28 protein-coding genes are annotated in these 16,583 nt (G+C 64.5%); 2 read left to right on the forward strand and 26 right to left on the reverse strand.

The features are described from left to right. Positions 1–48: 48 nt before the first annotated feature. The 24 genes from gp17 to ACZLIB_RS18210 form a co-directional block, all read right to left on the reverse strand. Complete coding sequence (gene gp17, locus ACZLIB_RS18095; protein ID WP_478468322.1) at positions 49–411, reverse strand: tail completion protein gp17; 363 nt, start codon at positions 409–411, stop codon at positions 49–51. A 45-nt stretch (positions 412–456) separates the two neighbouring features. After that, positions 457–912, reverse strand: coding sequence for an HK97-gp10 family putative phage morphogenesis protein (locus tag ACZLIB_RS18100; protein ID WP_478468324.1), 456 nt, complete (start codon positions 910–912; stop codon positions 457–459). Then, positions 905–1,237 (reverse strand): phage head closure protein, encoded by a 333-nt coding sequence (locus ACZLIB_RS18105; protein WP_164171528.1) that lies wholly within the window; start codon positions 1,235–1,237, stop codon positions 905–907. Before ACZLIB_RS18105 ends, ACZLIB_RS18100 begins: the two co-directional genes overlap by 8 nt. After that, positions 1,234–1,656: a head-tail connector protein gene (locus ACZLIB_RS18110; protein WP_478468325.1), complete on the reverse strand. Its 423-nt coding sequence runs from the start codon at positions 1,654–1,656 to the stop codon at positions 1,234–1,236. Before ACZLIB_RS18110 ends, ACZLIB_RS18105 begins: the two co-directional genes overlap by 4 nt. A gap of 3 nt (positions 1,657–1,659) precedes the next feature. Then, positions 1,660–2,073, reverse strand: a complete 414-nt coding sequence (locus tag ACZLIB_RS18115) for a hypothetical protein (RefSeq protein ID WP_478468327.1) — start codon at positions 2,071–2,073, stop codon at positions 1,660–1,662. A gap of 57 nt (positions 2,074–2,130) precedes the next feature. Next, positions 2,131–3,375, reverse strand: a complete 1,245-nt coding sequence (locus ACZLIB_RS18120; RefSeq protein ID WP_478468328.1) for a phage major capsid protein — start codon at positions 3,373–3,375, stop codon at positions 2,131–2,133. A gap of 68 nt (positions 3,376–3,443) precedes the next feature. Then, a complete protein-coding gene (locus ACZLIB_RS18125; protein ID WP_478468329.1) occupies positions 3,444–4,205 on the reverse strand; it encodes a head maturation protease, ClpP-related in 762 nt (253 codons plus the stop codon). Further along, positions 4,168–5,472: a phage portal protein gene (locus tag ACZLIB_RS18130; protein ID WP_478468330.1), complete on the reverse strand. Its 1,305-nt coding sequence runs from the start codon at positions 5,470–5,472 to the stop codon at positions 4,168–4,170. Before ACZLIB_RS18130 ends, ACZLIB_RS18125 begins: the two co-directional genes overlap by 38 nt. Beyond that, positions 5,472–7,142, reverse strand: a complete 1,671-nt coding sequence (locus ACZLIB_RS18135; protein WP_478468332.1) for a terminase large subunit — start codon at positions 7,140–7,142, stop codon at positions 5,472–5,474. The genes ACZLIB_RS18130 and ACZLIB_RS18135 overlap by 1 nt, the downstream gene beginning before the upstream one ends. Positions 7,143–7,145: 3 nt before the next feature. Then, entirely contained in the window at positions 7,146–7,526 is a 381-nt protein-coding gene (locus tag ACZLIB_RS18140; protein WP_478468333.1) for a hypothetical protein, read from the reverse strand. Between the two features lie 78 nt (positions 7,527–7,604). Further along, positions 7,605–8,003: an HNH endonuclease signature motif containing protein gene (locus ACZLIB_RS18145; protein ID WP_478468334.1), complete on the reverse strand. Its 399-nt coding sequence runs from the start codon at positions 8,001–8,003 to the stop codon at positions 7,605–7,607. Continuing rightward, entirely contained in the window at positions 8,003–8,293 is a 291-nt protein-coding gene (locus ACZLIB_RS18150; RefSeq protein ID WP_478468335.1) for a hypothetical protein, read from the reverse strand. Before ACZLIB_RS18150 ends, ACZLIB_RS18145 begins: the two co-directional genes overlap by 1 nt. 162 nt (positions 8,294–8,455) lie before the next feature. Then, positions 8,456–8,788, reverse strand: a complete 333-nt coding sequence (locus ACZLIB_RS18155; protein WP_478468336.1) for a DUF1064 domain-containing protein — start codon at positions 8,786–8,788, stop codon at positions 8,456–8,458. Positions 8,789–8,796: 8 nt separating this feature from the next. Continuing rightward, positions 8,797–9,273 (reverse strand): lysis system i-spanin subunit Rz, encoded by a 477-nt coding sequence (locus tag ACZLIB_RS18160; protein ID WP_478468337.1) that lies wholly within the window; start codon positions 9,271–9,273, stop codon positions 8,797–8,799. Beyond that, the gene (locus ACZLIB_RS18165) at positions 9,270–9,584 is read right to left on the reverse strand and encodes a hypothetical protein (protein WP_032129818.1); all 315 of its coding nucleotides are present in this window, start codon (positions 9,582–9,584) and stop codon (positions 9,270–9,272) included. The genes ACZLIB_RS18160 and ACZLIB_RS18165 overlap by 4 nt, the downstream gene beginning before the upstream one ends. After that, positions 9,581–10,069, reverse strand: coding sequence for a glycoside hydrolase family 24 protein (locus tag ACZLIB_RS18170; protein WP_478468338.1), 489 nt, complete (start codon positions 10,067–10,069; stop codon positions 9,581–9,583). Before ACZLIB_RS18170 ends, ACZLIB_RS18165 begins: the two co-directional genes overlap by 4 nt. A gap of 97 nt (positions 10,070–10,166) precedes the next feature. Beyond that, positions 10,167–10,865: a hypothetical protein gene (locus ACZLIB_RS18175; RefSeq protein ID WP_478468339.1), complete on the reverse strand. Its 699-nt coding sequence runs from the start codon at positions 10,863–10,865 to the stop codon at positions 10,167–10,169. A gap of 109 nt (positions 10,866–10,974) precedes the next feature. Beyond that, positions 10,975–11,355, reverse strand: a complete 381-nt coding sequence (locus ACZLIB_RS18180) for a hypothetical protein (RefSeq protein ID WP_478468340.1) — start codon at positions 11,353–11,355, stop codon at positions 10,975–10,977. Continuing rightward, entirely contained in the window at positions 11,352–11,555 is a 204-nt protein-coding gene (locus ACZLIB_RS18185) for a hypothetical protein (RefSeq protein WP_478468341.1), read from the reverse strand. Before ACZLIB_RS18185 ends, ACZLIB_RS18180 begins: the two co-directional genes overlap by 4 nt. Beyond that, positions 11,552–11,920 (reverse strand): Ref family recombination enhancement nuclease, encoded by a 369-nt coding sequence (locus ACZLIB_RS18190; protein ID WP_032129813.1) that lies wholly within the window; start codon positions 11,918–11,920, stop codon positions 11,552–11,554. Before ACZLIB_RS18190 ends, ACZLIB_RS18185 begins: the two co-directional genes overlap by 4 nt. After that, positions 11,920–12,114: a hypothetical protein gene (locus ACZLIB_RS18195; RefSeq protein ID WP_058982029.1), complete on the reverse strand. Its 195-nt coding sequence runs from the start codon at positions 12,112–12,114 to the stop codon at positions 11,920–11,922. The genes ACZLIB_RS18190 and ACZLIB_RS18195 overlap by 1 nt, the downstream gene beginning before the upstream one ends. Further along, the gene (locus tag ACZLIB_RS18200; protein WP_478468342.1) at positions 12,111–12,782 is read right to left on the reverse strand and encodes a hypothetical protein; all 672 of its coding nucleotides are present in this window, start codon (positions 12,780–12,782) and stop codon (positions 12,111–12,113) included. The genes ACZLIB_RS18195 and ACZLIB_RS18200 overlap by 4 nt, the downstream gene beginning before the upstream one ends. After that, the gene (locus ACZLIB_RS18205) at positions 12,772–13,665 is read right to left on the reverse strand and encodes a helix-turn-helix domain-containing protein (protein ID WP_032129810.1); all 894 of its coding nucleotides are present in this window, start codon (positions 13,663–13,665) and stop codon (positions 12,772–12,774) included. Before ACZLIB_RS18205 ends, ACZLIB_RS18200 begins: the two co-directional genes overlap by 11 nt. Before the next feature lie 15 nt (positions 13,666–13,680). Continuing rightward, a complete protein-coding gene (locus ACZLIB_RS18210) occupies positions 13,681–14,202 on the reverse strand; it encodes a phage regulatory CII family protein (protein ID WP_478468343.1) in 522 nt (173 codons plus the stop codon). A 67-nt stretch (positions 14,203–14,269) separates the two neighbouring features. Between ACZLIB_RS18210 and ACZLIB_RS18215 the strand changes: the two genes are divergently transcribed. Next, positions 14,270–14,632 carry a hypothetical protein gene (locus ACZLIB_RS18215; RefSeq protein WP_478468344.1) on the forward strand — a complete coding sequence of 121 codons (363 nt, stop codon included), beginning with the start codon at positions 14,270–14,272 and terminating at the stop codon, positions 14,630–14,632. A gap of 118 nt (positions 14,633–14,750) precedes the next feature. Then, positions 14,751–15,524: a S24 family peptidase gene (locus ACZLIB_RS18220; protein WP_478468345.1), complete on the forward strand. Its 774-nt coding sequence runs from the start codon at positions 14,751–14,753 to the stop codon at positions 15,522–15,524. A 69-nt stretch (positions 15,525–15,593) separates the two neighbouring features. Here ACZLIB_RS18220 and ACZLIB_RS18225 read toward each other — a convergent pair whose 3' ends face one another. Beyond that, positions 15,594–15,803 (reverse strand): hypothetical protein, encoded by a 210-nt coding sequence (locus tag ACZLIB_RS18225; protein ID WP_478468346.1) that lies wholly within the window; start codon positions 15,801–15,803, stop codon positions 15,594–15,596. An 89-nt stretch (positions 15,804–15,892) separates the two neighbouring features. Beyond that, positions 15,893–16,408, reverse strand: a complete 516-nt coding sequence (locus ACZLIB_RS18230) for a hypothetical protein (protein WP_227852987.1) — start codon at positions 16,406–16,408, stop codon at positions 15,893–15,895. Between the last annotated feature and the right edge of the window lie 175 nt (positions 16,409–16,583).

Here is a 16,583-nt window from a genome sequence, read left to right on the forward strand (position 1 = left end):
GGCATGAAAAAGGCCCCTTGCGGGGCCGGTGGGTTGCCGTTGTGTGGATCAGCGCAGCTGCAGCAGCCGCACGTCGAATGAAATGCCTACCGAATCCGTGCCGTCGCTGTCGGGCGTCGGGTTGTACGACTCGATGCCGCCCACGCGCTCCACCACGTCGCGGATAGCGACGCCAACGGCGTTGGCTTGGCTGAGGACCTCGCCCCATACGATCATGCGTACCCGCCAGCCGTCAGCCGGCGGCGGATCGGAGAGCATCGCAGTTGGCGAGCCGTTGACCACCTCCCAGGTTGCGTAGGGGAGCGGCGTGTTCTGGGGCGCGCTGCCCAAGAACAGGCGGACGGGGTCGCCGAGCTGCTGCCGGACGGTCGGATCGCCTTCCAGCAGCGATTGGATCAGGGGAACCATCATCGCCAGCCATCCTTCTTCAGCTGCTTATCCAGCGCCGCCCAGGTCTCATCGATGACCACCTGAGCTGCTTCCGGACCTTTGGGCCTCACCGGCGGGCGTGAGAAATGGAGATGCCCGCATCTTCTTGGTGCCGAACTCCACGAACCGCCAGTAGTAGGCCCACCCTCGATCGACATAGGTTTTACCAGTCCGCCCACGCCGTTGATTGCGCTTGGTGTTGGCGTACTTGCGCCGGCGTCCAGTCTTCACGCCCACGGTGAAGTACTCGCCGCCTTGACCTACACCTGCACGCTGCCGGCCCTTGGCGCTGGCTCTGCGCGTCACGATCTGCGAGGCCATGAATCCGGACGCCTTGGGCACCCTACGCCTGGCGTCGTCCCGGATGACGTTGCCACCCTTGCGCATGCCGGCCTGCACCGCCCTTCCCTGGATCGCCCTGGGTGCCTCCCTCAGTGAACGCAGGAGACCGTCCAAGCCATCGATCTTCACCTGCTCAGCCATCGGACACCCCCGCGTCGACCATCAGTGTGAGATGGCGGCGTGCCGTTGGGTCCGGCAGTACCGCGCGAATCGCGTACACCTGCCCATCGAACAGAACGCGCATCGTGGACAGCACCCCGGGTACGTACGGGATCTCGATCCGCGCGGTAACCTCACCGTGCTCAGCCGTGGCCGCAGTGAACTCTCGGCCCGACAGTGGCACCACTTCTGCCGGCACGTCAGCCCGCCATCTACGCCATTGCTTCGTGTCCCCGCCGAGCGGATCACGCACCGGGCCGTAATCCTGCAGCTCGATGCGATGCCGGTACTTGCCCGCCCGCCTCATGGAAGCACCCGCCGGTAGGGGAACATCAAGCGGTCCAGTGTCGGGTTCTCAGCCAGCTGCGTGCCGGCCACCACTGCCTCGCGGTTGGCGTACAAGTCACCCAGCAACAGCAGCACGGCCGCGCGCAGAGGCCCCGGAAGCGGGCCAGGCGTGGTCGTGAACTTGACTGGGTAGGCGCCGGCTTCGCTATCCAGAGTGGCCGGCTCGATCGGCAGCGGCGTGCGCCCTTCGCCGACCGGGGTCCATTCGTAGGATGCCGACGCCAGCGCGTAGCCGGTGGTGCGTTCCACCGACTCCCTTGCCGCCGTGATGAATGCACCAATCAGCACATCGTCGGCGTCGTGGATCACGACCAGATGCGCCTTCGCTTCGCTCAGCGACACAGGCTCATCGGTCGCCGGGGTCAACGTGCGCAGCATGGGTCAGGCCTCCTGCGCCACCGAGGCGATCGCGTTGGGATGGGGGTCGATCAGCCCGCCAAGGCGCAGTGCCTCAACGTGAGCCGCCTCGACCTGGATCACCTGGCCGACCTTGCTCAGGTGGTTGTCGCTCAGCACCAGCGCCGGTACGGTCTCACCGGGGGACGGCTCCGGCTCCCCACTGTTCAGGACCGTTTCAACGTCGGCGGCCAGCGCATTGACCGCATCGCTGTCGTCGCCTTCGTCGGCCTGCGCATCGGCAACAGCGGCAGCTGCATCCGATTGCTCACCGACCTGGCCGAGCTCTTCGCCCGCTTCATTGACGGCGTCAGCTGCTGCAGTGGGGGAATCCGATGCATCGAGCGCGGCATCGGTCGCCGGCTCAACCGGCGCTGGAGTGTTCTTCTGCTTTGCCATGATCGTCTCCGAGAGACGCCCCATCATGGGGCGCCCCTCCATTCGTGGATCGAGCGGTTAAGCCGCGGCACCGTGCTTGAAGGTCTTCACCGCGCCGCCTACGTCGATCAGGTTGCCGCCGGAGCGCATCCAGGCCATGAAGCCCACCTGGCCCTTCTTGACGTAGGCCGAGTCGTTGAAGCGGAACAGGGTCAACGCCATCACGTCGCGGATCTTGTAGTAGCTGAAGTCGCCGAACGCGATCGACGTGGCGCCGGCGGCCGGGACCGGGGCGTGCTGGTTGATCTGGATATCGCGATTCAGCAGACGATCCGGCGCACCGCCCGGGTTGCCCTGCTCGTAGCCCGGCACGAAGATCGGGCGGCCCTGGTCATCCTTCACCTTGCGAATCAGCTTCAGCATGTCGTCGTGGAACATCCACTTGGCCAGCTGGCGGTACGCCAGATCGACGCTGTGTTCCAGGTCAACCAAGTCGTCGTAGGTAATGATCGGCAGCGCCGAGACCGCACCGATCTTGCCCACAGCAGCTGCGGTGAAAGCGCCCATCGGCTGACCCACGCCACTGCCGACGGTGTAGTTGCGATTGGTGATACGGCCCAGGCGGGTCTGCAGGCGCTTCTCGATGAAACCGGCGATATCGGCGGTGCTGTCCTGCAGCAGCTCCCACGGTACGGTCACCACCTTGGAGCTGTACTTGTAGACCTGCAGGCCCTTGGTGCCGAAGGCAACGTCCTGGTCGGTCGCGGCCTGATTCTCCTGGACCAATTCGCCCTCTTCGGAGGTGCCATCACTGGTCGGGTACTGCATCGGCTCGCCGCCGGCGGTGCTGAACACATCGGCCACCTGACGCATGCCGCCGAATGCCTTCAGGGCGTCCAGGATCTGCTTGGCCAGCGTGGTCGGAACCGTGTAGCCACCCTGCTCCGGGTTGACTGTCGGGTTGCCCGACATGGCCGCGTTGACCTGCCTCCAGTCCTCGGCGTTCAGGGCACTGTCGCCGCCACGCGCCCAGCGGTCGAACAGGCGCATCTCGTTGGACAGCTCATGGCCACCCCGGTTGCCGGTGGTGTGCTCGCGCACACCCTGCTCGCGCAGTGCTTCATCGGCCGTCAGGTCCATGACCTTCTGGTGGCGCTCGATGGCCGCGTCGATGCGCTCGATCTCGGCCACATTCTCGTCGTACTTGGCCTGGTTCTCCGGCGTCCACTTATTGCCATCGCCGGTGCTGGTGTCCAGCAGGTTACGGGTGTCCTTTGCCAGCGCGGTGCGGCGCTCCCGCTCGGCCTGAATGTTGAAGGGCATTGGTGATTTCCTCGTGTCGAAAAAAAACCGCCTTTCGGCGGTCGGGATGAACTGCGGGCGGGAGTCGCTTACGCAGGGTTCTTTTCCAAAAGCGCAGTCTTGCGCTCCAGGTTGGCCAAGTGAGCAACGATGGCGCTGTCGTCGTCAGCACTACTGCCCAGAGCAGCCAGCGCAGCCGGGGCGTTGTCGTAAGCGGAGAGATCCCAGGTGTTGGAGGCCCTCTTCGTGCCTACGACCTCCACTACCTCGTCGGCGAATCCGTGTTCCTTGGCCTCGTCAGCCGTGAACCACGTCTCAGCATCCATCCACGCCACGACCTCGGCCTGGTCCTTGCCAGTGCGCCGGGTGTAGTCACCAGCGAGGCCGGTGTCGATCTTGGCCAGCAACTCACCAGTCTTGGTCATCTCGGCCTTGTTGCCGATGGCGATGGTCCAGGCGTTGTGGATCATGAAGCCGGCACCCTGGCTGATCTCCACCTTGTCGCAGGCCATGCAAACGCCCGTAGCGGCTGACGCGGCCAAGCCGTCAATGTGGGCGATGACCGTTGCCTTGTGCTGGGCAATGGCGGTCATCATCGATCGAGCCGCGAACACGTCACCACCGGGCGAGTCAATGCGCAGGTGGATCACGTCCGCATCAATGCCGGCCATGGCCTGAGCAAACATCGTTTCGTCAATGTCGCCCCACCAGCCGCCGATTACACCGTGCAGGTAGATGGTCGCCTCCTTGCCTTCGGTCTCGGCCCGGATGGGTTTGGACTGGCTGGCGTTGTTCTTGGCCAGCTGCAGCAGCTTAGGAATCGGCATCTTCAGGGTTCCTTTCAGGGTCATCGCCGTCCGGCTTGGCCGGCGGCGCGGGGTCTTTCGGTTGGTAAAGTTCGTCGCCGCCCTCGATTGGGGGTAGGTTTTTGAGGCGGCGGACTTCGTTCACGACCATCCAGCCCTTCGCGCCAGGGCCACCGAGCGCCTTGCTGAAGTACTCGGCCTGAGTCTTGGAGTCGCCGGCCATGAACATATCCACGTTGTGCTCAACGAAGTAGCGTGGCGTGCGGAACATCTTTCGGTTCAGCTCGTCCTTGGCCCGTTTCAGATGCGGGCCGAGCGTGTATTTCACGAAGCCGATGCCCATGCTCTCGATGCCAGTACCCCAGCTGGTCGCCTTGCTCGTCTCGCCGATCATGTGGGGCGGAACACCAAAGGCACGGGCTACGTCGATGACCTGCCACTGGCGTGACTCCAGCAGCTGCTGATCGACCGCTGACATGGTCAGCTCCTTGATATCGAGCCCTTCGGTCAGGATCAACGGGATGCGCCGGTTTCCCTGAGTACCGCCGTACTTCTTGACCCAAGCGTCGCGGAAATCATCCTGCATCGCCTGGTTCATCTTGTTGGTGGCCGTGATCGCCACCTCGGGCTTACCGCCCTCACTGAAGAACTTACCAGCATGCTCATCCCCTTGGATGGCAATGCCGATGCCATTCCGGGCACCCCACTGGATCACCGACATGCCATGCACGCCGTTGAACCCGAAACCAGGGATATGCAGCACGTCGTCCTGGTCGACCGTGAAGTAGCCGTCCACATCGTGGAACGTGTACTGCAGCCGCGTCGGCGCCCGTGGGCTGCTCTTCTCCTGCTTCAGGATCATCACCCGGTCGCGCGGCCAGGGAATCAGCCCAGTCACTTCACCGGCGCGATTGCGCGTCATGTAGGCCAGGCCATCACCGCGCAGGAGCATCTGCCCCACGATGAACTCCCAACCGGCGGCGCTCGACCAGCCGGAGGAAAACTGCTCGTTGAGCAGCCACCAATAGTCATGGTCCGCCCGCTTTCGATGACCGTCCACCCGCTCGAAGACGGGCAGCGGCAGCTGTGCGATTGCACCGGCGATCAGCGAGACGGCAGCGAACACCGCCGAGACCCGCATTGCTGATTCCGGGCTGACGACAGCGCCGGAGGCCGTCGTCGGGTTCCCGAACACCTCGAACATTCCCATGCCGGAGGACTGGATCACCTCGCCGTCGACCAGGTTGCTGATCGTCGGCTCGATACGGTCGCGGGCATCGGCCCGCCGGTTCTTCTCGAATAGTCCGAACATCAGTCGATCACCACGAAGCCTTGTTGGGTTGTGCCTGTGTCCCGCGCCTGCATGGCGCGGCCCATGGCCATGATTAGCGCCACCGCGCCGTCGATCTTGTTTTCCATCTTTTCCTTGCGTGGATAGACGTGCTCCTTCGCGTCCACCCTCGCCACGACATTGCCCATCATCCAGGTCATCGCCGCGTTGCCGTCGTGCCACAGGCGTCGCGAAAGGATCAGCGCCTCCACTTCCTTCATCGGCTCAGACAGGTTGCGCACGGATTGCGCCATCTCGACAACCGGCAGGCTCTCCTGCTCCAGACGGGTCATCAGATACGCCGCCTGGGCCGGATCGAAGGCAATGTCCTGCACATCGATGCCTTGCGCCGCAAGCTCCTTCAGTTCCTCTTCGATGAAGGCGTAGTCGGTCATGTTTCCCGGCGTGGCCACGATCAGGTCATCCAGCAGGAACTGCTGGTACTTCTCGTTTTCCTCCACCGCAGATTCGGGAACATAGAAGCGCGGGATGGCGTAGAAGCTGTCGCCCTTCTCGAACAGCAGCACGACCGCCGCCACGTCCAGCTTCGACGCCAGATCGACGCCGACCCAGCAGGGGCATCCAGCAAAGTCCGAGATCTCAAACCGGCGTTTCTGCCGCTGCCAGGCCAGCATGTTCATCCAGGCCAGCTTGGCGCCCACCCAGTCGTTCAGGTGCTTGGTGCGGTACGCACTTTGCTTGCTGGCAGAACGCTTTGCTTTGGCAAGCATGTCGAGCAGGAACTGCTCGAACACGGACACCCCGAAATTCGGGTTGGCCTTCCGGAGCACCTCCGGATCGTCCCAGCGGTCGCCCTCGTCAATGCAGTAGATCGCGGCGAACACCGTCTCGTCAGTCACCTCCCCGCGCAGAATGCGGACCGCATCGCTCCGCATCTCGAAGCACGGGCCTGACAGGTTGGTCCCCGCCGTGGTGATGATCGACAGCAGGGGCTGCTCGCGCGCGCCCATGCCGGTTTCCATCGCGTCGACCATGTGGTCGTCGTCGTGCTCGTGGTACTCGTCCACAAGCGCCGCGTGCGGGCTGGAGCCGTCGCCCGGCTTGCCGATCATCGTCTCGAACTTCGACATGTCTTCCATGACGAAGAGCGGGCCGGGGTTCTTCGGGTTGCCGGCCTGCTCGATGCCGAACCGCGAGCGCAGCGCTGGCAGCTTCTGCACCATTTGCCAGGCCGGCCGGAACACCTCGTAGGCCTGCTTTTCGCTTGTGGCGCCCGAGTACACCTCGGCACCGGCCTCACCGTCGGCACAGAACAGGTACAGGCCGCGCGCAGCCAAGCGAAGCGACTTGCCGTTCTTGCGGGCGATCTCCTCGTAGGACCGGCGGAACCGCCTGTGCCCGGTCTTCTTGTGGACCCAGCCGAACAGGTTGCACTCGATGAACCGCTGCCAGGGCTCCAGCACCAGCAGCTTCTTCTGGGAAGCCCATTTGCCCTTGGTGTGCGGCATCTTCTCCATGAAGCGCACCGCACGGTCGGCCTTGTCGGCATCGTACTTGTAGGGCCAGTCGGCCCCCTTGCGCTTCAGGTCATCGAGGAACCGCTGGCACGCCAACCGGATGTACTCGCCAGCGATGATCTTCCCAGCCGTCACGCCCCTGGCGTAGGCCTTGGCTGATTCGGTGGGCGTCATGGATCAGAACTCGTCGAATGGGTTGCCCTCCGGGGTCTTCTCGGTCCCCAGCTTCTGGCGGTCGGCCGGGGTCAGCCCCAGCCGCGCCAGGCAGCCGATCAGGTGGGAGTACTTGGCCGCGACGAACTCGCCGCGGTTGGCACGGAACTCGGCAAGCAGCGAGGACGCCACTTCCATGATGAAACGGTCGGCGCTGGTCAGCACGCCCGGCAGGGCGCACTTCTCCAGCTCCTTCCACACCTCGGCGACCTCGCCGGGCAGATGGCTTGGCACCTTGCCGAGCGGCTTGCCCGTCTTGGGCGCTTCCTTCTTGTAGCGCTGCGGGTCCTTCTTGGTCGCGCCCTTCAGCTCGGCCAGTTCCCTCGGCTGTCGATGGCGGGCCATCGGACCTCCCAATCCTGAAATTCAAATTCTGCGGACGCGCGAAGAAAGGGGGGCGCGCGTATCGGTCGAGGAGGGCCCTCAACTTTGACCCTCCCCCCTCCCCTTTCGTTCAGCTATCTGTGGATAACTGTCGCTCCATTCAGGTCCGCCAGGGCCGCTCGCTACCCTGCCGAACCCACCGTTCTCCCGTGCTGTCTTGCCGCTGTGGCATGGCCGGCACAGCGGCTGCAGGTTGCTGTCGGCGTGGTTGGCGTCGTCACCATCGATATGGTCGACCTCAGTGGCCGCCCGCACCTTTCCCTGCTCAGCACAGCATCTGCACAGCGGCTCACGGGCCAGCACCACCGCACGGATGCGGCGCCACAGCGTGGAGTTGGTGGGCAGCGCGCGGCGCGCCTGTCTCTTGCGCACCTGGGCGCTGGTCTCCTTGTAGGGGCGCCAGCCGGCCGCACGGTGCTGCGGTGGCCTGGTGGGCATCAGTAGGGCTTCCCGTCCAGGTCAAGGCGCGCAGGCTCGGCACCTTCTTCCTGCACCGGTGCGCCGGCCTCCTCGCCCAGCAACTGCGCCACCGATTGCACCAGCAGCCCCACGTGCATGGCCAGTTCTGCGATCTGCTTGCCCTGCTGCTCGATGATCCCTACCAACCGATCGATGCGAGCGTCAGCGCTACCGTCAATGCGTGCGGCCAAGGCGGCAACAGCAGCAGCGCGTGCAGCCTGCTCATTAGCCAGCTCAGTGGCCAGTGCCTCAATCCGTGCAGCGTCCATCAGCAACCCTCGTCGTTTGCAGCACCAGGCCGCGGCGTATCCACCGATCAACCCGGTCCCAGTCCGGCTCCATCCCGGTTGCCCGGGCGAACCACATCACTGCGGCGAGGTAGCAACGAAGCCACCACCGCATGCGTACTGCCGCACGCACTGTCGCAATCATCAGAACTCCTCCACTGCCCAGCCGCCGCCGTCCCGCTTGGGCCTCACCTTCACTGCGATGAAGCGGAACGGGTACATGGCCGCTGCAATCTTGATCTTGGCGCGGGCATCGTCCTGCCAGTGGCCCTTCACTTCGTGGAAGGCCATGACACCGTCGGCCTCCAGCACGGCAAAGTCCGGCGTATAGAAGGTGTTGTCTGCCAGACGCAGCCTCAGACCCTCGAACCTGTGCCACTGGATCTCACCAGCTGCCTGCAGCGCGCGCAGCCGCTCTGCATACGCAGCCTCAGTCTTGTTCATCTCGCCGGCCTTCAACCGGCCCAGTGCCAGCATCCGGCGGTTCATAGCGTCACCGGGTGCCGGTCAGCTGCGATCACGGCCTGGCAGGCTCGGACGTGGTCGTCGGCGTCGCGGCCGATTTGAACAAGAGCGCCCGCGACCTCTGCTCGTAGTTCGGCGTGCGCATCACGTTCGACGGCGCCGGCGACGGCTTGGGACAGGAGGCTGGTACTGCAGGTGGCGAGGTCGTCGCGCAGCTGGAGGCTGCCATCACGTACGCCAGCTGCAACAGCAGCAGGGACGGCCTCGGCCGCAGTGCGGTCTTCTTCATGCTTGGCTCCGATGGTTGCCAGGCTGTCGGCCTGGCGGTGTTCGACTGCGCGGGTCTGGTTCACCTGGTCCGCCACTGCCTCGGCGCCGGCGGCGCGCTTGGTGGCTTCCGTGCCCTCTGCACGATCACCACGCCAGGTCCAGCCCACGCCGAGCATGGCACCAGACCACAGGATGAAGGCTGCGCCAGCGATGGCTATGCGGTTCACTCCGATCCTCCTGCCCTGATCGTGTCGCTGTCCGGATCGAACGGCGGCGGCTCGAGGCCGGCCGCGCGCATCAACCCCTCAAGCCGGTAAATGTGGCGGATGAGCCGCAGCTCCCTGGCCTCCATGCGGCCAACCCGTTCGCCCAGCCGGGTCACTTCCTCGCGCATCAGCTGGATCACGTTGACCTCGGCCCCTTCCCTGGCTGTCTCTACGAACTGCTTGCGCCACCACAGCGCCACACCGCCGGCGCCGACCATCAGGCCGCCGACGGCCGTGCCGATTGCCTGCCAATCCACGTCGACCCCGATCATGGCGCCACCGTCCCGCCGGCCTTGCGGTACACGGCCAACAGGTCGGCAAGCGCATGTTCGTGTTGGCCGTAACCAGCACCCGGCAGGCTCGCCCAGATGTTTCTGACCGCCTTGATGGCCTCCGGGATCTTGCCCGCCTGGATCAGCGGCAGCGCGCGGCGCTCCCGGATCTGCTGCAGCGCGATCAAGTCCTGGCTCAAGGGCGCGAAGTCCTTCAGGCCCAGCGTCTTCTTGTACGCGTCGTAGTAGCGGCGAAGCAGCTGGTAGCGGCCGGCTGCCGTGGACTGAATCTTCAGCTTCGGCAGATCCACCAGCACGCGCGGATGGTCGGCGTAGCTCTTGAACAACTGCCCGCCGACGATCACGTCATAGCCGCGGTCCTTGGTGGCCAGCTTGCCGTTGTCCGTACCTTCGGACCACGCCAGCATGTCGAGGAAGGCCACGACGTTCACGCCGCCAGCCTGTTGGGGAGTGATCTGCGCCATAGCGTCTCCGGGCAAAGAAAAAGCCCCGGCTTGGCCGGGGCTTGCGATTGGATGGTGGCAAGATTGCCGCCTTTTTCGATGACCTAGGAAGTCATCGCTATGCCGCCTGCGTGAGTGCCTTGCTGAACTGCCTGGCAGCGCGCGCTTCAGCTGCACGGAAGTTGAAGAGCATCCACTCATAGACCGGTCGCCAGAACCGGCTGTAGGCAGACCAGTCGGCTCCGATGGCGGCCGCACGCTTCCGGCCGCTGAGCGGATCGAAGCCACTCCCCCCGCAGCTATCGCAGCTCACGATTCCCGCAATCGCGGGATCCAGCAGGACCTTTTTGCCCCCACAGCGCGAACACTCGCACGCCCCGGCCATCTCTTCGATCACCGCCCCGGCCAGCACCCCAAGTTGCTCCATGGTGTTGTTCGGCCACGCTGCCGCCCGTGCATCTTCCAGCGCCTGCTCGGCACGCCGCAGTTCACGTCGCTGCACATCCGTCACCGTGCCCCCACCCCAGCCCATGCTGGCCTTGGCGATCCCGAACTCCGTCCGGGCATCGGCAAGCTCGTGCATTTGCCGGGTGAACTCGGGCGCGACCAGGCCAACGACAGCCTGGCGCAACTGCTCACGTCGACGCTGGCCGCTCTCGGGCCACCACAGTGCCTGCAGCAGCTCATGGCCCAACCCGTGAGGGACATATGCCAACGCTGCGACGATCTCCTGGGTGGACGGGCCACCGGCAGACCCGTCGAAGCTCATTGTTTTTGGGCCAGTCCGGCTGGACAGCAGTTCGCGGGCGTTGTTCATTTGCATGCGCCTTCCCCTTGGTGATTTGCTCGTGCAGCGCGCGATCGCGCCTGGTGGTCATTCAGTGCGGGCCTTTTGACGACCTCTTTCACCTCCAGATGTTGGTCCATCACGAAGGCACCTCCGGGCCGGCCGGCTCGGCCGCAAAGTGCGTGATCGCCGGGTTGTCCCCGCGCCAGCTCCCGAACACCGGCCGCCTGCTCACCGAGTCCCACAGCATCAGCCGCGTGCCGTCCTGCGGCGCCTCGGCGATAGGAAGCCACTCGGGCCTCGGCGGAAGCGCGATCAGGTCCTCCAGCCACTGCAGGGCTGCGTCGGTGTCCTCGAAGAACTGTTCCTCGCTTTCGCCGTATAGCTCATCGATCTCCGGTCCGAAGTCGACAACCCATTGGGGGTAGCGCTCGCCACCACCCACCGTCCATTCCCACGCCGCGTTGACGACAGACAGGCCACGCCGCTTGGCCGCAGCGATGATCTTCCGCTTGCTCATGCTCGCTGCTCCCAACTGGCCGTCAGGCGCTGCACCTGCCCGCCGCGTGCCTTGAACTGCTCCACCGTCTCGGCCGGGCCGGTCGCGTTCTTCGCCGGTTTCAGCCGCTTGGGGCGGGAAACAGTGTTGTGATCCATTCGCCGCTCGCGTGGCGCACGCTGGGGGTTGATCCTCGGCGCAATGGCCTTCGTCTTCTTCATGCTGCCGCCCTCAATTCGTTCACGCAGGTCTGGTTTGCAATCAGCTCGTCGTCGGAGCCGTACGTCTCGTGGAAGGTCCGCGAGCCATCCATCAGGCTCGGGCCGTAGATCTGGCGCATCGTCGCGAAGGTGTTCCCCTCCAGCGGATACCGCATGTGATGCCACTTGCAGAGGCCATAGCCCTCCGCGTGACCCCGCCGCACGTTCCCGCTCTTGGCGTGGTTGTAGTCGCAGCCATAGACCACCAGCTCCGGCTCCAGCAGGCCCTGCATCTGCAGCGCCAGGCAGGCCATGCACGGGCCGGTCTTGGCCAATTCGATGCGGGCCGACTCTTCCTTGTTCGGCGGTGGTGCTTTCGACCACATCAGCGCAGCTCCGGGATCGGGCCGGCATAGCGGGTGATCGGGATCTGGCGCATCCCATCGCGCCACACCCGGGTGCCACGGGTGGCGTACAGCACCAGCGGCTTGATCCCGTACCCATAGGCCAGATACCAGCCGGCCACCGCCACCGGCTCGGACACCGGGCGCACTTCCAGTTCAACGTGGTCCTGGCTCATGCCGCGGCGTCCTGAGCAGAGCCGAGCAGCTCGGCGATCTCGGCCAGCCGCTTCCGGGTGCGCTCGTTCGCTTCCGGGCTGGCCTCCACTCGGCCGGCCAGCAGCGCCAGAGGGTTGAACACGGGCGTTGCCGCCGGGAGTGCGAGGTGTTCCGCCACCTGTTGGTGCGCAAGGCGGCCGGCGTCGACCGCCAGCTGCAGCGCCGCGGCCCGGGCGCTCGCGTCGTGGCCCAGCGAAGGCTGGTAGACGGCGCAGCCACCCACAGCGCGCGCGCTCTTCACCAACCGGGCGTACACCTCTAGGAACGCCTGCCGGGCTGCGATCTTGTCGCCCTCCTCGACCAGCGGCAGCGCAGCCGTCCATGCGTCTCGGGTCTGCTCAGTCCACACCAGGGTCACCGCTTCATCAGTGGCGCGGATGGCCACGGCCCACGCTTCGTTCGGTGCCGGGTGGCCGTCGTCGATGCGCTCCATGATCGCGGCCAGGCTCAGCCGGCCCTTTACCTCGCGGCGGCACGCTGTCAGTGCATCGGCCAGCACCCGCAGCGGGTAGGTCGCCAGATCGGTGACCATGTAGGCCGCTGCTGTCGGACGGATCTGCTCGCCCATCACCTCGGCCGTGGCCACCAGCATTTCGACCAGCCTGTCCTGATCAGCATCACTGAGCATTCGCGTTCCCCTTCAAGCGGCGCAGCAGCGCCTTGGCGTCGTCGGCCGCGTTGGCATTGGCCTGCGTCTGGTCCTGCTGTCGGGCGCTGGTGTCGGTCACCTGCCGCCCGGTCGCCCACTGCGTGCGGTACGCCTCGGCCCCGGCCAGCAGCACGCCCAGGTCGTGCATCCGCTTCACGGCGTAGTTCTCGTTGACGCTCAGGAACCAGCCCGCCACCTGCGGCGCCTCTTCCCGGCCCAGCCGCTTCACCAGATCCCGAACGTTGGTGTTGACCTTGGCGTTGCGGACAGGGTCCACGCCGTGGCGGATGCGGTAGGCGGCCCGGTAGGCAGCCCACGTCGCCTTGCAGGCCAGCTGCATCTGCTCCTCCAGCTCCGCCTTCGTCGGCGGCGTCGCCACCGGCGGCGCAATTGGCGGTTCATCTGACGGTTCAATGGGGGTTATATGACGGTTAGGCGGCACGGGGCGCACCTCCAGACCTGCGCCCGGTGCATCCCCTCCTGCAGCGGGCGCATCCCCTCCTGCACCGGGCGCACCCCCTGCATGGGGCGCAGCACCTGCGCCCGGTGCAGTACCGTTCTTTCCGGTCTTGCGGGTGCCCTTGGACGGCGCAGCGGCAGCGTTGAACTTGGCCGGCGTAACCGAGTAGACGGTGCTGCTGTTGAATCGGCGATCGCGCGCCAGCAGGCCAACGGCCTCCAGATGATCCATGGCGCTACGTACAGCGCGCGCCGACATGCAGCAGCGCGCAGCGATGGTGCCGACCGCCGGCCAGCACACGCCGTCGTCGTTCGCTTGGTCAGCCAGCGAGATCAGCACAGCCTTCTGCGTGACGCTCAGACCCTGCAGCGGCCAGCACTGCGACATGATGATGGTCGACATGTCAGAGCCCCAGCGTCATGTTTTCGCCCGGCGCCACCGGCCACCAGGTGCAGGCGCTGCGGCCCGAGACGGAGCAGGGCTTCTTCGGGCCGCGCCAAACACGGCCCGTTTCTGCCAGCTCGGGTGGCGATCAGCCATGGCCTCCACCGCAGTGCCCGACAGCCGGCCCACCCGCGTGGTGATCTCCAGCAGCTTCGTCTGGATCGCGCCGATCTCGTCCGACCAGCCACCCTCGGGCGGCGGCGGAACGGTGGCCACGGCCATTCCAAACTGCCCGGCCAGTGCCTGCATCCAGTCCAGGGCGTAGTCGCTACCCCCGGCCTTCTCCTGCATCCACTCGGTCAGCAGTTCGGCGATTTCCATCGTCACCGATTCACCCTCCAACCCGCGCAGCTTCGCGCGCAGCGTCTCCGGGTGCATCGACTTGCCGCGGCGGTCGGCCAAGAAAGCGGCTGCGTCCACCACACCGCCGGGCGTCTTGCGCACCGAGTTGTAGAGAACGTCGAGCCAGTTGAGTGCAGATGTACGGCAGGTCATGGGTCACCTTGGGGAAGGCTGTGTTTCAAGGTTTCGGGCTGGGCCCGGGTGGCGCACGATGGACGCCATGGAGATCAACAACTCAGGGACGACGGCCAGGGATGGCCTTTCAGGCGGTGTCGACCGGGGCGATGCGATTCGCGTCGGGATCCTCGTTCGCGGGCTCCGCAGCGGCCTGTGGCTCAATGCCGAGCAGGCGGCGGATCTGCGGCAGTGCCGGCAGGACGCCCTCTTCAGGCCATGCCTCGACTTCCTCAGTCGGAAGCTGGAGCAAAGTAGCCAAGTGCCTATCGCTTGCGATGCGAAGCCGCGCACGCAGCGCGCGCTTGCTCATTCGGGCGTCGACTTCAAGCCCAATTTCTCTGGCAGAAGTCCCCAGGTCGCCGGGCTTCATTGCGGCAAGACGGAACGCGGCGTCAGCGCGTGGTGAGCGCGTCCTGCCCGCCCTTATCTCGCGAACGGCATTCGGGGTAACCCCCATTCCGGCGGCCAACTGATCAACCGTGGCGCCGGCGCTCAACAACCCTTCGATGTGGGATTTCCAGTCCATGGACACGCAAGCTACAGGATTCTGTAGGTTCGATCAACAGCATTCTGTTACAGATTTCTGTGAGCATTCGGGGATGGAGACGATTGGCGATCGCGTAAAGAAGGCCCGAGAGGCCATCAACATGACCCGGCCGCAGCTGGCGACGGCTTCGGGCGTCGGCTACAGCACCCTTTCAGAGCTCGAACGGGGCGGCATGCAGACGAGCACCAAGCTCCGCGTCATCGCCGATGCCCTGGGCGTCTCTCTGTCATGGCTCGAAACGGGACGGGGAGAAAAAGCCCAGCAGCAGTCCCATGCACTCAAAGTGCGCGAGGAGCCTGTCTCATATATCTCAGAGACTGAGACACCGTCCGGCTATGTTCGCTTCGACTTGTTTGAAGGGGGTGCGGGAATGGGCGCAGGGATGGTCAACCAGGACTACCCAGAGGTGGTGAAGACCATCGAGGTCGCAGAATGGGAAGTTCGCAGGAAGCTCGGTTACCTACCCAAGCCAGGCAGGATCCAGATCATCACCGGCCGCGGGCCGTCGATGCGGCCCAAGCTCGAAGACGGCGACATTGTCTGGGTCGACACCAGCTGCGACTACTTCGACGGCGACGACTACTACCTGATCAACATCGGGGGCGAGACCCAGATCAAGATGCTGCAGAAGCGCGGCGATGGTCTCTACGTCGTGAGCGTCAACACTGACTTCCCAGCCTACCGTCCGGATCCGGACGACGTGAGCATCCTGGGGAAGGCGCTGATCCACGCAGGTCTGCGGAAGTTTTAAGTAGCGAAGAAGTTCCCACTACTGTCCCAATTTGGGACGAACAAGAAAGCCCCGCCGAAGCGGGGCTTTTTATGGTGCTCGGTCAATCTCATTGTGGGTTGCCACGCGCCTGAGCCAAGCGGTTGTGCCATTGATCTCAAACGAAATCTTGTAGTTGCCGGTGACGTGCAAGGTGTAGATGTCAGGGTTCTTGAACCCTTGCAACTTCTCGAACCCCAATCCTGGTGGCCTTGGGTTCTTCTGCAGATCGTCAAGCTTTCCATCTACACGCGTCTGCATGTCGATCGTTAGCTTCTTGTACTCTTTGGTGTAACGACGTGATGGAGTCCAGTCCGCGATGACGACTCCTCCTGAGCCTATGGACGTCATTAATGAAGAATGCCTCGCCTCAGCTCTTCAACCGTCGAGTAGCGGACTCCGTCACGGGGCTCCGCAGCAAGATCATGCGAGATGATTGCCGCCTGCAGGTCCTTCGTGACCTCGATCACAGCAGCCAACGCAACCAGCATGTCGTCATACGACGTGTGCAACATGTCGCAATGGCTTTCGTTCAAGCGGCCATCGGTGTCAATGCAGCTCTTCTTCGCAGTAAGCACGGCTAGCCCAGACTCAAAACGCGGGACGAGCTCACCCAGCCCGTCAACCAACTTGTCGTCGGGGTCCATGTACTGGCCAATACGAACGGTAGCAGTACGGGTCACCTGGACCACGGCGCGGCCAACGTTTGCAATTCCGTAATACGTCTTCACGTGCGCGGCGATAGCGTCGACAGTCTCGTCAACTGCGCGGTGGAGGCCAAGGTCTGCTAGTCCTTCAACAGTATCGGTGAAGGACACGACCGCATCGGCGATCGTCATGTCCTTCTTTAGGGACGCGGCCATCATGGTCACTGTCCTCCTTCTCCTAATCATTGGCACTTAGGGGTGCCCATCCCGCCGTTGGAGCGGTCAACGGCCAGCGAATAGTAATAGTGAAACCCCCATACCACAACTACCGTTAGCATCAATGGTTGACTTTCTATGCTGAACGAAGTTGCGGAAGGGCTACCGCATTTCCACT

The sequence above is a fragment of the Stenotrophomonas sp. 220_Sma genome, from assembly GCF_056487375.1.

Bases quoted from the DNA above. Each gene is read 5' to 3' on its own strand.
- gp17 (WP_478468322.1), bottom strand. From the start codon at position 411: ATGATGGTTCCCCTGATCCAATCGCTGCTGGAAGGCGATCCGACCGTC.
- ACZLIB_RS18100 (WP_478468324.1), bottom strand. From the start codon at position 912: ATGGCTGAGCAGGTGAAGATCGATGGCTTGGACGGTCTCCTGCGTTCA.
- ACZLIB_RS18105 (WP_164171528.1), bottom strand. From the start codon at position 1,237: ATGAGGCGGGCGGGCAAGTACCGGCATCGCATCGAGCTGCAGGATTAC.
- ACZLIB_RS18110 (WP_478468325.1), bottom strand. From the start codon at position 1,656: ATGCTGCGCACGTTGACCCCGGCGACCGATGAGCCTGTGTCGCTGAGC.
- ACZLIB_RS18115 (WP_478468327.1), bottom strand. From the start codon at position 2,073: ATGGCAAAGCAGAAGAACACTCCAGCGCCGGTTGAGCCGGCGACCGAT.
- ACZLIB_RS18120 (WP_478468328.1), bottom strand. From the start codon at position 3,375: ATGCCCTTCAACATTCAGGCCGAGCGGGAGCGCCGCACCGCGCTGGCA.
- ACZLIB_RS18125 (WP_478468329.1), bottom strand. From the start codon at position 4,205: ATGACCCTGAAAGGAACCCTGAAGATGCCGATTCCTAAGCTGCTGCAG.
- ACZLIB_RS18130 (WP_478468330.1), bottom strand. From the start codon at position 5,472: ATGTTCGGACTATTCGAGAAGAACCGGCGGGCCGATGCCCGCGACCGT.
- ACZLIB_RS18135 (WP_478468332.1), bottom strand. From the start codon at position 7,142: ATGACGCCCACCGAATCAGCCAAGGCCTACGCCAGGGGCGTGACGGCT.
- ACZLIB_RS18140 (WP_478468333.1), bottom strand. From the start codon at position 7,526: ATGGCCCGCCATCGACAGCCGAGGGAACTGGCCGAGCTGAAGGGCGCG.
- ACZLIB_RS18145 (WP_478468334.1), bottom strand. From the start codon at position 8,003: ATGCCCACCAGGCCACCGCAGCACCGTGCGGCCGGCTGGCGCCCCTAC.
- ACZLIB_RS18150 (WP_478468335.1), bottom strand. From the start codon at position 8,293: ATGGACGCTGCACGGATTGAGGCACTGGCCACTGAGCTGGCTAATGAG.
- ACZLIB_RS18155 (WP_478468336.1), bottom strand. From the start codon at position 8,788: ATGCTGGCACTGGGCCGGTTGAAGGCCGGCGAGATGAACAAGACTGAG.
- ACZLIB_RS18165 (WP_032129818.1), bottom strand. From the start codon at position 9,584: ATGATCGGGGTCGACGTGGATTGGCAGGCAATCGGCACGGCCGTCGGC.
- ACZLIB_RS18170 (WP_478468338.1), bottom strand. From the start codon at position 10,069: ATGGCGCAGATCACTCCCCAACAGGCTGGCGGCGTGAACGTCGTGGCC.
- ACZLIB_RS18175 (WP_478468339.1), bottom strand. From the start codon at position 10,865: ATGAACAACGCCCGCGAACTGCTGTCCAGCCGGACTGGCCCAAAAACA.
- ACZLIB_RS18180 (WP_478468340.1), bottom strand. From the start codon at position 11,355: ATGAGCAAGCGGAAGATCATCGCTGCGGCCAAGCGGCGTGGCCTGTCT.
- ACZLIB_RS18185 (WP_478468341.1), bottom strand. From the start codon at position 11,555: ATGAAGAAGACGAAGGCCATTGCGCCGAGGATCAACCCCCAGCGTGCG.
- ACZLIB_RS18190 (WP_032129813.1), bottom strand. From the start codon at position 11,920: ATGTGGTCGAAAGCACCACCGCCGAACAAGGAAGAGTCGGCCCGCATC.
- ACZLIB_RS18195 (WP_058982029.1), bottom strand. From the start codon at position 12,114: ATGAGCCAGGACCACGTTGAACTGGAAGTGCGCCCGGTGTCCGAGCCG.
- ACZLIB_RS18200 (WP_478468342.1), bottom strand. From the start codon at position 12,782: ATGCTCAGTGATGCTGATCAGGACAGGCTGGTCGAAATGCTGGTGGCC.
- ACZLIB_RS18205 (WP_032129810.1), bottom strand. From the start codon at position 13,665: ATGTCGACCATCATCATGTCGCAGTGCTGGCCGCTGCAGGGTCTGAGC.
- ACZLIB_RS18210 (WP_478468343.1), bottom strand. From the start codon at position 14,202: ATGACCTGCCGTACATCTGCACTCAACTGGCTCGACGTTCTCTACAAC.
- ACZLIB_RS18215 (WP_478468344.1), top strand. From the start codon at position 14,270: ATGGAGATCAACAACTCAGGGACGACGGCCAGGGATGGCCTTTCAGGC.
- ACZLIB_RS18220 (WP_478468345.1), top strand. From the start codon at position 14,751: ATGGACACGCAAGCTACAGGATTCTGTAGGTTCGATCAACAGCATTCT.
- ACZLIB_RS18225 (WP_478468346.1), bottom strand. From the start codon at position 15,803: ATGCAGACGCGTGTAGATGGAAAGCTTGACGATCTGCAGAAGAACCCA.
- ACZLIB_RS18230 (WP_227852987.1), bottom strand. From the start codon at position 16,408: ATGATGGCCGCGTCCCTAAAGAAGGACATGACGATCGCCGATGCGGTC.